Source organism: Flavobacterium sp. GNP002 (assembly GCF_054343795.1).
On record NZ_JBTGUW010000001.1, the window covers coordinates 1,809,167 to 1,822,695 of the forward strand.

Annotated in this window: 17 protein-coding genes; 12 read left to right on the forward strand and 5 right to left on the reverse strand. The window is 34.2% G+C overall.

The genetic code is table 11. The features are described from left to right. Positions 1-167: 167 nt before the first annotated feature. On the reverse strand, positions 168-1,394 hold the full coding sequence (locus ACXX80_RS07835) for a Glu/Leu/Phe/Val dehydrogenase dimerization domain-containing protein (protein ID WP_458552720.1): 1,227 nt from the start codon (positions 1,392-1,394) through the stop codon (positions 168-170). A 67-nt stretch (positions 1,395-1,461) separates the two neighbouring features. Continuing rightward, complete coding sequence (locus tag ACXX80_RS07840; RefSeq protein WP_458552721.1) at positions 1,462-2,532, reverse strand: anhydro-N-acetylmuramic acid kinase; 1,071 nt, start codon at positions 2,530-2,532, stop codon at positions 1,462-1,464. 88 nt (positions 2,533-2,620) lie between these two features. On the opposite strand from ACXX80_RS07840, the gene ACXX80_RS07845 reads away from it, so the two are divergent. From ACXX80_RS07845 to ACXX80_RS07890, 10 genes are all read left to right on the forward strand, one after another. After that, a complete protein-coding gene (locus tag ACXX80_RS07845; protein ID WP_458552722.1) occupies positions 2,621-3,760 on the forward strand; it encodes an acyl-CoA dehydrogenase family protein in 1,140 nt (379 codons plus the stop codon). 85 nt (positions 3,761-3,845) lie between these two features. After that, entirely contained in the window at positions 3,846-4,523 is a 678-nt protein-coding gene (locus tag ACXX80_RS07850; protein WP_458552723.1) for a Crp/Fnr family transcriptional regulator, read from the forward strand. An 80-nt stretch (positions 4,524-4,603) separates the two neighbouring features. Further along, positions 4,604-5,203 (forward strand): peroxiredoxin-like family protein, encoded by a 600-nt coding sequence (locus ACXX80_RS07855; RefSeq protein WP_417991160.1) that lies wholly within the window; start codon positions 4,604-4,606, stop codon positions 5,201-5,203. A gap of 2 nt (positions 5,204-5,205) precedes the next feature. Continuing rightward, complete coding sequence (locus tag ACXX80_RS07860) at positions 5,206-5,664, forward strand: YHS domain-containing (seleno)protein (RefSeq protein ID WP_458552724.1); 459 nt, start codon at positions 5,206-5,208, stop codon at positions 5,662-5,664. 13 nt (positions 5,665-5,677) lie between these two features. After that, positions 5,678-6,058, forward strand: coding sequence for a DoxX family protein (locus ACXX80_RS07865; RefSeq protein WP_458552725.1), 381 nt, complete (start codon positions 5,678-5,680; stop codon positions 6,056-6,058). 9 nt (positions 6,059-6,067) lie between these two features. Next, on the forward strand, positions 6,068-6,556 hold the full coding sequence (locus ACXX80_RS07870) for a DinB family protein (RefSeq protein WP_458552726.1): 489 nt from the start codon (positions 6,068-6,070) through the stop codon (positions 6,554-6,556). Beyond that, positions 6,544-7,254: an NRDE family protein gene (locus ACXX80_RS07875; protein WP_458552727.1), complete on the forward strand. Its 711-nt coding sequence runs from the start codon at positions 6,544-6,546 to the stop codon at positions 7,252-7,254. The genes ACXX80_RS07870 and ACXX80_RS07875 overlap by 13 nt, the downstream gene beginning before the upstream one ends. 10 nt (positions 7,255-7,264) lie before the next feature. Further along, positions 7,265-8,299 carry an ATP-grasp domain-containing protein gene (locus ACXX80_RS07880; protein ID WP_458552728.1) on the forward strand — a complete coding sequence of 345 codons (1,035 nt, stop codon included), beginning with the start codon at positions 7,265-7,267 and terminating at the stop codon, positions 8,297-8,299. 4 nt (positions 8,300-8,303) lie between these two features. Continuing rightward, entirely contained in the window at positions 8,304-8,957 is a 654-nt protein-coding gene (locus ACXX80_RS07885) for a hypothetical protein (protein ID WP_458552729.1), read from the forward strand. An 18-nt stretch (positions 8,958-8,975) separates the two neighbouring features. Then, positions 8,976-9,956: a M28 family peptidase gene (locus ACXX80_RS07890; RefSeq protein WP_458552730.1), complete on the forward strand. Its 981-nt coding sequence runs from the start codon at positions 8,976-8,978 to the stop codon at positions 9,954-9,956. Here the strand turns inward: ACXX80_RS07890 and ACXX80_RS07895 are convergent, their stop codons facing one another. Beyond that, a complete protein-coding gene (locus ACXX80_RS07895; RefSeq protein WP_458552731.1) occupies positions 9,957-10,526 on the reverse strand; it encodes a GNAT family N-acetyltransferase in 570 nt (189 codons plus the stop codon). 131 nt (positions 10,527-10,657) lie between these two features. Here ACXX80_RS07895 and ACXX80_RS07900 point away from each other — a divergent pair, with 131 nt between their 5' ends. After that, on the forward strand, positions 10,658-11,335 hold the full coding sequence (locus ACXX80_RS07900) for an SDR family NAD(P)-dependent oxidoreductase (protein WP_417991167.1): 678 nt from the start codon (positions 10,658-10,660) through the stop codon (positions 11,333-11,335). Between the two features lie 11 nt (positions 11,336-11,346). After that, positions 11,347-11,949, forward strand: a complete 603-nt coding sequence (locus ACXX80_RS07905; RefSeq protein ID WP_113636767.1) for a SprT-like domain-containing protein — start codon at positions 11,347-11,349, stop codon at positions 11,947-11,949. Positions 11,950-11,953: 4 nt separating this feature from the next. Here ACXX80_RS07905 and ACXX80_RS07910 read toward each other — a convergent pair whose 3' ends face one another. Beyond that, positions 11,954-12,715, reverse strand: coding sequence for an ABC transporter ATP-binding protein (locus tag ACXX80_RS07910; protein ID WP_417981354.1), 762 nt, complete (start codon positions 12,713-12,715; stop codon positions 11,954-11,956). Further along, on the reverse strand, positions 12,712-13,461 hold the full coding sequence (locus ACXX80_RS07915; RefSeq protein WP_315211282.1) for an MlaE family ABC transporter permease: 750 nt from the start codon (positions 13,459-13,461) through the stop codon (positions 12,712-12,714). Before ACXX80_RS07915 ends, ACXX80_RS07910 begins: the two co-directional genes overlap by 4 nt. Between the last annotated feature and the right edge of the window lie 68 nt (positions 13,462-13,529).

Consider the following 13,529-nt stretch of genomic DNA (forward strand, 5'->3'; position numbering starts at 1 on the left):
ACTAAAAAACGTTGAAAAGTACTAAAAATTGTCAAGAGTAAAAAGCGACTGCCGGAATATAAATAATATTGCTTTCACTTAGAATTAGAAATAAGAACTGGGATTAAATAGATTTTAAAATCTGCTTAATCCCAGTTCCGGCAAATAGTTATAAATACTATTTTATTTTAAGTAAGCTGCTTTAATGCGATTTCAAAAGCAGTTGCACTAATATTTGTTTTACTTGGGTTTAAAGCATGTGCTTTTTCAATAGCTTTTTTGATGATTTCTGAAGTGTCTTGAAAAATAGCTTCATCTGTCATTTGTACTTTCTTTTCCATAAAGTAAGCAAAAACACGAGCCATACCGCAATTAGAAATGAAGTCAGGAATCAAACTTACTTTGTGATCTACATCTTCCATAATTGGACCAAAAAAGATTGCTGTGTCTGCAAAGGGAACATTTGCACCACAAGAAATTACTTCAAGACCGTTAGCGATCAAACTGTCAATTTGAGATTGAGTTACTAATCTGGAAGCGGCACATGGAGTGAATATTTCAGCACCAATGGTCCATATTTTTTGATTGATTTCTTCAAAAGGAATCATGTTTTCGGCAACTAGTTTGTTCCCGTCTTTGGCAAGAAATAAAGCTCTTATTTCTTCAAAAGAGAATCCTTCTTCGTTAATTAATCCACCGTCTCTGTCGATGATACCAATTACTTTAGCACCCATTTCGGCTAAGTAAAAAGCGGCAGCAGAACCTACATTTCCAAAACCTTGTACGATTGCTTTCTTTCCTTTTACATCTCCACCATAAATGGTGTAATAATTACGAACGGCTTCGGCAACGCCATAACCGGTAATCATATCGGCAACAGTATATTTTCTGGAAACATCAGGGGAGAATTTTGGATTTTCAATCACTTTCACCACACCTTGACGCAATTGTCCAATTCTGTTGATTTTGTCTGCTTCGGTCGGTTTGAAATGACCATTAAAAACGCCTTCTTGCGGATGCCAAACCCCACACTCTTCCGTCATTGGGATTACTTCGTGAATTTCATCTACGTTCAAATCACCACCGGTTCCATAGTAACTTTTCAATAATGGAGAAACGGCTTTATACCAACGTTGTAAAACGCCTTTTTTTCTTGGATCGTTCGGATCAAAATTAATTCCAGATTTTGCTCCACCAATAGCAGGTCCAGAAACCGAAAATTTCACTTCCATAGTTTTTGCCAAAGACAAAACTTCATTCATATCCAACCCTTTTCTCATTCGTGTTCCACCACCGGCAGCACCACCACGAAGCGAATTGATGACTGTCCATCCTTCTGCTTCAGTTTCAGCATCTTTCCAATGGAAAACTATCTCAGGTTCTTTGTTTTCGAATTTCTTTAATAAATCTTTCATTTGTTGCGATATGTTTAATTTTGGCAAATATAAAAAATAGAATAAAGTTAAATATGTATTTTTAATTTTATTTTGGAGAATAAATAATTCCAGAGCTATGATCGGTTTTTGCGCCTGTAACGCTACTCAAAACATTGGTTTCTCTGCGTAATTTTAAAACACCGAGTAGTGCAAAAATCAACGCTTCTTTGAATTCCAAAATCTTTGCAGACGGAATTATGATTTTCATTTCGGGTAAATGGTACTGAATTCTCTCGATAAGAAAATCATTGTAAGCGCCACCGCCGGTAATAAAAAGACTTCTTTTTTTATTGGGCAAAGCCACAGCAATTTGTAAAGCCACGTGTTCCGTAAAAGTGAGCAGTTTGTCTTCAAGGGAAATGGAGTAGCTTTCGATAATAGGCAAAATTGTTTCTTTTACAAATTCGAAACCCAACGATTTAGGATATTTTTTTTGGTAGAAATCCAAAGTATTTAATTCCTGTAATAAATTTTCGTTACAAATTCCAGTTCTCGAAATACTACCTTTGTCATCATAATCCAATCCCAATTGATTGGCATAAAAATTCAAAACGGTATTTACAGGCGAAATATCAAAGGCGATTCGCTCTTTATTTTTTTCGAAAGATACATTCGAAAAACCACCTAAGTTCATGCAATAATCGTACTCAGAAAATAAAATTCGGTCGCCAATAGGAACCAATGGCGCGCCTTGTCCGCCAAGTTGCACATCCTGAACCCTAAAATCACAAACTACGGTTTGATTAAGTAAAGCCGCTATTTCAGGCAAATTACCAATTTGAAGTGTGAATCCGTTTTGGGGCTGATGCAAAATAGTATGGCCATGGGAACAAACGGCATCGAGGTCTTTTATTTCGTATTTTTCGATAAAACTTAAAATAATCGAAGCAAGATGTTGCGTATAGTCTTGATTCAGTTTTTCGAGTTGCCCTTCAGAAAAATCGACGGCTATTTTTAATTTGTTTAACCAATCGGTTGTATAAGAAATAGTTTCAGATTCCAGAATTTGAAATTCCCATTTATTGTTTTTTACAGTAAAAACAATGTGTGCCAAATCTACGCCGTCCAGCGAAGTTCCGGACATGACCCCTATTGTGGTATACTTTTCTTTAAACATAGGCTAAATTTACGAAATCGTTTGAAATCTGATATTTAATAATTACTTTTGAGCACAAATTTAAGAACATTTAATTTACAATAAAAATATGGATTTTAATCTAACCGAAGAACATTTAATGATTCAGCAAGCCGCTAAAGATTTTGCTGTAGCAGAATTATTACCGGGTGTTATTGAACGTGATGAACATTCAAAATTTCCAACGGAGCAAGTGAAGATGATGGCCGATTTAGGTTTTATGGGAATGATGGTAGATCCTAAATATGGAGGATCTGGTTTGGACAGTATTTCCTATGTTTTGGCAATGACGGAAATTGCAAAAGTTGATGCTTCTGCAGCTGTAATCATGTCTGTAAACAACTCTTTGGTTTGTGCAGGTCTTGAAAAATATTGCAATGAAGAGCAAAAAATGAAATATTTAGTTCCACTTGCTAAAGGAGAAGTGATTGGCGCATTTTGCTTGTCAGAGCCTGAGGCAGGAAGTGACGCTACTTCGCAAAAAACAACAGCGATAGACAAAGGAGATCATTATTTATTAAATGGTACAAAAAACTGGATTACTAATGGATCAACTGCATCTACTTACTTAGTTATTGCTCAAACGGATATTGAAAAAAAACACAAAGGAATCAATGCTTTTATCGTGGAGAAAGGTTGGGCTGGTTTTGATATTGGACCAAAAGAAAGAAAAATGGGAATTCGTGGAAGCGATACGCATTCTTTAATGTTCACTGATGTAAAAGTTCCTAAAGAAAATAGAATTGGTGAAGATGGATTTGGATTTGCTTTTGCAATGAATGTTTTAAATGGCGGAAGAATTGGAATTGCATCACAAGCGTTAGGAATTGCGACAGGTGCTTATGAAATTGCACTAAAATATTCGCATGAGAGAAAAGCATTTGGAAAAGAAATTTTCAATCATCAAGCGATTGCTTTCAAACTGGCTGATATGTATGTAAAAGTTACTGCAGCAAAATTATTGGTAATGAAAGCGGCTTGCGAAAAAGATGAAGGTAAAGATATTGCGCACTCCGGTGCTATGGCAAAACTATATGCGTCAGAAATCGCTTTAGAAGTGGCCAATGAAGCCGTTCAAATTCACGGTGGAAACGGTTACGTAGCTGAATATCATGTGGAACGTATGATGCGCGACTCTAAAATCACGCAAATTTATGAAGGAACTTCTGAAATACAACGAATTGTGATTTCAAGAGGATTGGTTTCGTAAAGAGAACAAAATAGTTGTTTAAGCCCTTTCTAATTTCGGTTAGAAAGGGTTTTGTTTTTTTAATACATTTACTAAAATAATTTTTATGTACGAAGATTTAAAATATTGGTATTTGCGCGATCACAAATTGTTTAGAACGTTGAGTTTTGGGCAAATCAGACAGTTGTGTATTATTACTGGTTTTAAAAAAGCGCAGAAAGGCGAAATTATCTATTTTTCTTCTTCGGATTTACCAAGAATTTTTTTACTGAAAAAGGGAAACATAAAGATTGTTGCAGTTGATGAAGACGGAAACGAGACTATAAAAGATATTATTCAAAAAGGAGATTTATTTGGAGAACTGACTTTGGAAGCAGACAGCCAGTCCAATGAATATGCAAAAGTACTTTCGGATGATGTGGCTATTTGTAGTTTTCTAATGTCGGATTTTGAAAATTTATTACTTAGAAATCCAAGTCTGGCATTGTCGTACACCAAGTTTGTAGGTCTAAAGATGAAACGCATTAAGAACAGTTATTCTAATCTGATTTCTAAAGATGCTAAAACCAGATTGTTTCAGTTCTTAAAAGATTGGGCAGATAAAGAAGGTGTAAGGACTGAAAATACAGTTGTTATTGATAATTACCTGACCCAAAATGATATTGCACAAATTATATGTACTTCGAGGCAAACCGCTACCCATTTGCTAAATGAAATGGAAACGAGTGGCACTATTATTTACAGCAGGAAAGAAATAATTATAACGGATATCAGTAAATTGTAATTATTTTACTAGAACTGTAATATAGCCGACAAATCATTTCGAAATAGCACAGTAGTTTTACAACTTCAAAATGTAACACTATGAAAAAAATAATTTATCTAGCTTTATTTGCAATTGGATTATCAGTTCATGCTCAAAATGACTTACCAAAACAGGCAATAGAAATCGCTCCGTTACTCATTGGGGAAAAAATTCCTAATGTCACTTTGAAATCTGTAGAAAATACAGATGTTGATTTAACGGAATTAATAAGTAAGAAAAGAACAGTTTTAGTTTTTTACCGTGGTGGTTGGTGCCCGTATTGTAATGCTCATTTGGCAGCCTTGGTCGAAGCCGAAAAAGAATTACTAGATTTAGGATATCAAATCATTGCTATAAGTCCTGATGCTCCAGCAAACTTGAAGGTTACAGACGATAAAGAAAAATTAAATTATTTATTGTTATCTGACAGTACAGGTAAATTATCGAAATCCGTTGGTATTGCATTTCAAGCTCCAGAAAATTACAAGGCTACAATAGCTAAAGGTTCTGATGGTATGAATAATTCTTTTTTGCCTGTTCCGGCGGTGTTTATTTTAAATGTAAATGCTGAAATTGAATTTGAACACATCGCCCCAAATTTCAAAAATAGAATTTCAAATGATTTGTTGATTGCTGTTGCAAAATCTTTAAATAAATAATCATGAAAAAGCTACTGTTTGTTCTAATTGTATTGTTTGCTCTTTCTGGCTTTGCGCAAAAGGACAGCAAACGAATAACTCATTTTAATCTTGAAAAAAATGTGGCTATTCAAGGATATGATCCTGTGGCTTATTTCAAACAAGGAAAAGCTGTCAAAGGGAAAAAAGAAATAACAGCATTGCATGAAGGCGTGGTTTATTATTTTTCGATGCCAGTTAATAAAGAATATTTCTTGAAGAATCCTTCAAAATTTGAACCGCAGTATGGAGGTTGGTGTGCTTTTGCAATGGGCGACTCTAATGAAAAAGTATCTGTAAATCCGGAGACTTTCAAAATTAGTAATGGAAAATTGTATTTGTTTTACAATGCTTTCTTTAATAATACATTGAAAAGCTGGAACAAGAATGAATCTGGATTGATGATGAAGGCTGATACAAATTGGAATAAAATAGTTAAATAAAAAAATAGAAATCATGAAACTATCTCTGTTTTTCTGGTTGCTGAGACTTGCGGTAGCAGTAATTTTAGTGCAAACACTGTACTTCAAATTTACCGCTAGTGAAGAGTCGGTTTATATTTTCTCTGCTTTGGGAATAGAACCGTATGGAAGGATTGGTACTGGAATTGCCGAGTTGATTACAGTAATTTTGATTTTAATACCAAGAACTTTGTTGTTTGGTGCTATAATGGGTTGCGGCATCATGGTTGGTGCGATTTTTGCTCATCTGTTTGTGCTTGGGATTGAAGTGAAAAATGATGGTGGTACACTTTTTATTTTGGCACTAATTACCTTTCTTTGTTGTATTACTTTGGTTTTTAAGGATAGAACTAAAGTGATGAATTTGTTGAATTAAAACTTAAATATGCTAATACCTTCTATTAATAATAGTTTAAACGAACTGATTGATTTGCTGAAACAATTGTCGCAAAATGAATATTCAAATTCTTGTGCGGAATTAAGTAATGCAACTATTGGGGAGCATACAAGGCATATTATTGAAATGTTTCAGTGCTTAGAAAATCAATATGATTTTGGCATTGTGAATTATGACAAAAGAGAACGGAATATTCGTATTCAAACGGATACTGCTTTTGCCATTGAAAACATCGTCTTGATTCAACAAAATTTAGATAAAAAAAATAAAAATATCGAGTTGTTACAAATCATTGATGGAGAGGAAATTCGAATTGAAAGTAATTATTTCAGAGAATTACTGTATAATCTAGAGCATTGTATTCACCATCAGGCGCTTATAAAAGTAGCTATTTTGCAATGTGAAACAGTAACAATTGATCCTAATTTTGGTGTTGCTCGATCTACCATAGAATATAGAAATCAATGTGCACAGTAAGTTTTGTTAAAACGAATGATAAAATTATCATTACTTCAAATCGGGATGAAAAAACAGTAAGACCGAGTGCAATACCACCAAGAAGTTATACTGTAAATGGAAAAAATCTTATTTTTCCAAAGGATCCAAAAGCAGGAGGAACGTGGTTTGTGGCTAATGCAGATGGAGTAATTTTAGTGCTTTTAAACGGAGCCGATGAAAAGCATGAAGTACGGCTTCCGTATCGAAAAAGCCGTGGCTTGATTGTTTTAGATATGATCAGCAGCTTATCGCCAAAGGATTTCTGGAGCGAAATTGATTTGGAAAATATAGAACCTTTTACGTTAGTTTTATTTCAAGATAACGCTCTTTTCCAATTGCGCTGGAACGGAATAGAAAAGCGAACAACTCCTTTGGATATTCATCAAAATCATATTTGGTCTTCATCGACTTTGTATTCCTCATCGATTCGTGAAAAACGTGCCGAATGGTTTCATACTTTTATGAATGGGAATTCTGAAATTTCCGAATCAAAAATGCACGATTTTCATCGCTACACCGAAGAAGAAAATGATGAAAACGGTTTGGTCATCAATAGAAATGACGAGATGAAAACGTTGAGCATCACACAATCGGTTATTGAAAAAAATAAAGTAGCTATATTGCATTACGATTTGATTGCGCAACAGGATTTTATGACCTCATTTATCACCGTTTAAAGAACTTAATTTGAAACTATTTTTTCATAAAATTACCCATTGGGAATATTGGCCTTTCCAGATTGTTTATATTCCAATTTATTTTCTTTGGTCCTATTATTCCATCAAAGCAAAATCTATTTTTTTCTTCAATGCCTCTAATCCAACCATAAAAAATGGCGGTTTTATGATGGAGTCCAAAAAAGAAATTTACAATTTGATTCCACAACAGTATTACCCAAAAACGGAATTAATAAAAGAAGAAACTACTCTTGAAGATGTTTTAAATGTGATTGAAGCAGCAAAAATAAAATATCCTTTGATTGCAAAACCAGATATTGGACTGCGAGGGTCTGGGGTCAAAAAAATTAACACAGTTCAAGATTTAAAAGAATATGCTGAAAAAGCAAATTTCGATTATGTAGTGCAGGATTTAATTCCGTACGAGAATGAAGTTGGAATTTTTTATGTGCGTTATCCTCATGAAAAAGTGGGCAGAATTACAGGGATAGTTTCCAAAGAATTTTTGATTATTACCGGAAACGGATTCTCTACCGTAGAAGAATTAATCAAAGAAAGTCCTCGGTACGAACTGCAATTAAAGGTTTTGAAACAGGAATACGGAAAAAAACTACTCGATATTCTTCCAAAAGGGGAAAAATTGAATTTGGTACCTTATGGGAATCATGCACGAGGTGCAAAATTCATTGATGGAAGTCATTGGATAACACCAAAATTGACACAAACGATCAACGAAATGTGTCTCCAAATTCCAGGTTTCTACTTTGGTAGATTGGATGTGATGTATAATACAATTGAAGAATTAGAACAAGGATTACATTTTTCAGTTGTGGAACTGAATGGTGCTGCAAGTGAGCCTACCCATATTTATGACCCAAAACATTCTTTGTTTTTTGCATGGAAAGAACTTGCACGTCACATTACGTATATGTATGAAATAAGTGTGGCAAACCATAAAAATGGCGCTCCATATTTACAACATAAAGATGGGATGAAGGAATACAGAATGCATTTGGAACAAAGCAATAGAATTGTAAATTTCTAAAATTATGAAGGCATTAAAAAACATTTTCGTTGGTTTTTTAGTGAGTTTTATCGGTTCGATACCGTTGGGATATTTGAATGTTGTAGGTTTTGAAATCTATTCGAAGCTAGGAATGAACAGCTTCGTTTTCTTTTTATTGGGAGTTATTTTTGTCGAGATGTTTGTAATTTATTTCACTTTAATTTTTGCAAAACAATTGGTCAACAATAAAAAATTAATGAAGATTATTGATTTTTTTGCCGTCTTCTTTCTGTTGATTTTAGGGTATACTTTTCATGCTAATTCCAATCAAACAGTTGAAGAACAAGGGATTTTGGAGAAATATGCAATGTATTCTCCTTTCCTTATCGGCGTGTTTTTGAATTGTATCAATTTTCTTCAATTGCCGTTTTGGACCGGTTGGAATCTTTATTTGATGAATGGGAATTATATTTCCATTGTAAAAAAGCTAAAACTGTATTATGTTTCAGGGACTTTGATAGGTACATTTTTTGGGATGTTAACTCTAGTTTTGATTTTGAATACCTTATCTCAAAACACAACCAGTTTTTCTAAATATGTAATGCCCGTAATAATTCCGTCATTTTTTGTGATTTTAGCTTTTGTTCAAATGGTTAAAGTCTACAAGAAATATTATCGAAATAAAGCCATGTTATAAAATAGAAACCTCAATATCATGAAAAAAGCATTCCTATCTCTTTCTTTAGTTTTCTTCGGTTGTCTGTCAACTCAAGTTATCATTGCCCAAACAACTAGTGAGGCGCAATTAAAAACAGTTGATGTCGAATATAAAGTGAAAGAAGAAAATGTTGCCGAAATATTGAAATATTTAGCTTCGGATGAACTGGAAGGACGGGAAACCGGAAAAGCAGCGATGGTAAAAGCTGCTGATTATTTAGAGCAAATTTTCAGGGATAATAATGTGAAACCTTATTTCAAGTCGTATCGCGATACGTTATCAACTTTTAAGGGAACTGCTTTTAATATCGTCGGTGTTGTTGAAGGAAACGACCCAGTTCTAAAGAATGAATTTATAATTCTAAGCGCACATTACGATCATATTGGATTAGATAAAAAAGGGGTGAATGGAGATTTCATTAATAATGGAGCCAATGATGATGCCTCAGGAACAACTGCAGTTGCTGAAATGGCAAAATATTTCAGTATTGCTAAAAACAATAAACGCAGTATTCTTTTTGTGTTTTTTGCAGGTGAAGAAAAAGGCTTGTTAGGTTCTAAACATTTAGCCAAAAAACTGAAAGCACAAGATTTTAAATTGTACACTCAATTTAATATTGAAATGATTGGTGTTCCAATGAAGAGAGAATATCTAGCTTATATTACTGGTTTTGATAAATCCAATATGGCGGGTAAAATAAATGAATACACTGGAAAAAATACGATTGGTTTTCTTCCAAAGGAAGCCGAATATCAATTGTTTTACAGATCAGACAACTTCTCTTTTTATGATGTTTTCAAAGTGCCTTGTCAATCTGTAAGTACGTTTGATTTTGAAAATTTTGAATTCTACCATCATGTTTCTGATGATTTCAAAGCGATGGATATTCCGCACATGACTTCCTTTATTCAGGAATTATTACCTGCTGTAACGCAAATGGCAAACACGTCAACGCAAGAAATTATAGTGCTTAAATAGTTAAGAAACAGCCTGATTCATGTCGTACGCTAAAATAAAGTATTCATTATTATTGAATTGAAAATCCCCAATAATGGTCCATTTTAGTTTTTCCGTATGCGCTTTTGTAGACGGGATATTTACTTTGTTGATAAAGGTCAAAGCCAATGGGTATTTCTTAACAACGTGTTTTCTCATGAACTCAAAAAGTGGGATTATCAATCCCTTCCCTCTATATTCCTTGTGAATGCAAATGGGGCCGTATTGAAAACTATTGGTGGTGGTGATGTCAAAATCTAAAAAGTTCAGTTCCGGAAACAATGAACTCATGTAATTGAAAATAGGCCATTGTTTGAAAAATTCCCAACTTCCAGCAAAAATATAAGCAATGATTTTGTTATTGTCTTTGGCAACAAATAAGTTATTTTCATGGATAACTTCGGTTAGTTGCTCAATAGTAAATGGCGTGGTAACAAACCCGGAAGCTTTTTCTTCTTCGGATAAATTAGCTACAAGATACAATTCCTGTAATGCCAATACACCATCGATGTCATTCATTTTTGCAGTTTCGAATTGTATGCTTTCTGTCATTTTATGATAATTCAGGTGTTAATTTGATTTACCAAAAATAAGCAAAATTATAGGAATCTTTAATTTTTATTGTGACAACAATCCTTTGCGTAAAGCATTAGTTTTTTATGGTTTTTGTTTATTTTTGCTCTATGAAAAATATCATCATCACAGGAACGAGTAGAGGTATAGGATTTGAGTTGGCATTGCAATTTGCCAATGAGGGACACCAAGTGTTAGCCATTTCCAGAAAAATTCCTCAAGCTTTGTTGGGTAACGAAAATATCACCTGTCTTTCAGTTGATTTATCTGCTGAATCCGAATTATTGAAAGTAAGCGATTTCCTTTCCAAGTCTTGGAAACAAATAGACGCAGTCATTCATAACGCGGGAAGTTTATTGCTAAAACCTTTTTCAGAAACCACTCAGGAAGATTTTGAAAATATCTATAAAGTCAATGTTTTTGGAGTTGCTAATTTGACTCGAATTTGCCTGCCTTATTTACAACATGGAAGCCACGTAGTAACAATAAGTTCTATGGGCGGCATTCAGGGAAGTTTAAAGTTCGCAGGACTGGCAGCTTATAGTTCGAGTAAAGGAGCCGTTATCACTTTGTCTGAATTACTGGCAGAAGAATACAAAGAGCGTGGGATTTCTTTCAATGTTTTAGCTTTGGGTTCCGTTCAAACAGAAATGCTGGCTGAAGCTTTTCCAGGCTATCAAGCTCCAATAACTGCGGGCGAAATGGCAAATTATATTTATGATTTCACTTTGACTGGAAATAAATACTTCAATGGTAAAGTCTTGCAAGTATCTTCTACGAATCCTTAATTCATATTACTTTGAGCGAAACCTTAGCCAGATACATTCCAGAGCATGCTGTAAAACCCGTTTTCGAACTTATTGTTGCCAATCAAGTGCATCTTAAGATTGTAAACGAGCGTCAGACGCGTCATGGAGATTATCGAAAAGGGTTGAACGGAAAGCATGAAATCACGGTGAATTCAAATCTAAATAAATACAAATTTTTGATTACTTTGATTCATGAAATCTCGCATTTAGTGGCGTTTGAAAAATTTGGAAGAAACATTAAACCTCATGGAAACGAGTGGAAATATTCTTTTCAACGGTTGATGATTCCTTACATTCGACCAGAAATTTTCCCGAATCACTTGTTGCCTTTATTAGCGAGGCATTTCAAAAATCCCACAGCCAGCAGCGATACCGATGCTACTTTGGCATTAGCCTTGAAACAATTTGATCAGCAAAATGATAAGAATTATGTTTTTGAAATTCCGTACGGCAGTGTTTTTCGAATCCAAAACGGAAAGATTTTCAAGAAAATAGCGATAAGAACCAAGCGTTTTGAATGCCTCGAAATGAGTTCTGGAAAGACTTATTTATTCAATCCTAATGCTGAGGTAGAATTGTTGAAATCAAGTTAGCCTTCTATTCTTTCAAATACGCTTCTCTTACTTTTTTGAATAAATTAGAAGAATAAACAAAGGCAACAACAGCCTCATTATCGGTTCTGAAAATTTCTTCTTTGGTTCCTTCCCAAGCTTTTAAACCATCTTTTAAGAATAGAATTTTCTCTCCTATTTCCATTACAGAGTTCATATCATGCGTATTTATTACTGTCGTGATATTGTATTCTTCAGTGATTTCTTTGATAAGATTATCAATCAAAATAGCCGTGTTTGGATCTAAACCAGAGTTTGGCTCATCGCAAAACAGGTATTTTGGGTTGTTTACAATCGCACGCGCAATCGCAACTCGTTTTTGCATTCCTCCTGAAATTTCTGAAGGTAGTTTTTTATGGGCGTCAGTAAGGTTGACTCTCTTTAATACAAAGTCTACGCGTTCCTGTATTTTTGAATTATTGTCTTTGGTAAACATTTTCAACGGAAAGCCTACGTTTTCGGCAACTGTCATGGAATCAAACAAGGCACTTCCTTGAAAAACCATTCCTATTTCAGTACGTAGATCTCGTTTTTCATCCGGATCAAGCTCAGAATATATTCTTCCGTCAAATGAAATGGTTCCAGATTCTGGAGTGTGTATTCCTAAAAGACTTTTAAGCAGAACTGTTTTTCCAGATCCACTTTGTCCAATAATTAAATTCGTTTTTCCTGTTTCAAAAATAGTGGAAACACCTTTAAGAATTTTGATACCGCCAAATGATTTTTCTATGTTTTTTACTTCTATCATGAGCCAAGTAACAATTGAGTTAATATGTAATTAAAAGTAATTATGGTAACTGATGTCCAGACAAAGGATACCGTACTTGCGCGTCCTACTTCGAGTGCACCACCTTTCATATAATATCCGTGAAAAGAAGGAATAGTTGCTAATAACATAGCAAAAATTAAAGTTTTAAGAAAAGCATAAACGATATGAAATGGAATAAAATCCAATTGTGCGCCATTTATAAATTCATCGCTGGAAGTAAATCCACCATAAACTCCAGCCATCCAGCCGCCCAAAACACCAAGAAACATACTGATTCCAATAACAAAAGGATAAAGAAGTAAGGCAATTATTTTAGGGAAAACTAAATAGTTTAGCGAGTTTACTCCCATCACTTCAAGAGCGTCAATTTGTTCCGTAACTCGCATGGTTCCAATGCTTGACGTAATAAAAGAACCCATTTTTCCTGCCATAATCACCGAGATGAACGTAGGAGCAAATTCTAATATTACAGATTGTCTTGTAGCAAAACCAATAAGGTATTTTGGTATTAATGGATTGGTCAAGTTTAATGCGGTTTGTATGGCAACAACGCCTCCAACAAAGAAAGAAATGAATGCTACAATACCAAGGGAGCCAATAATTAAATCGTCTATTTCCTTAAAAATTAGATTTTTCATCACAGACCATTTTGTCTGTTTATTGAAAATTTCTTTTAGCATTAAGAAGTATCTTCCTATCTGCGTTATATATCGAATGAGCATCATAGTTTTGTGATTATGGGCTAAATTACAAAAATAGTTATGAGTTATTAGTTTTGGGTTCGTAGTTTTCG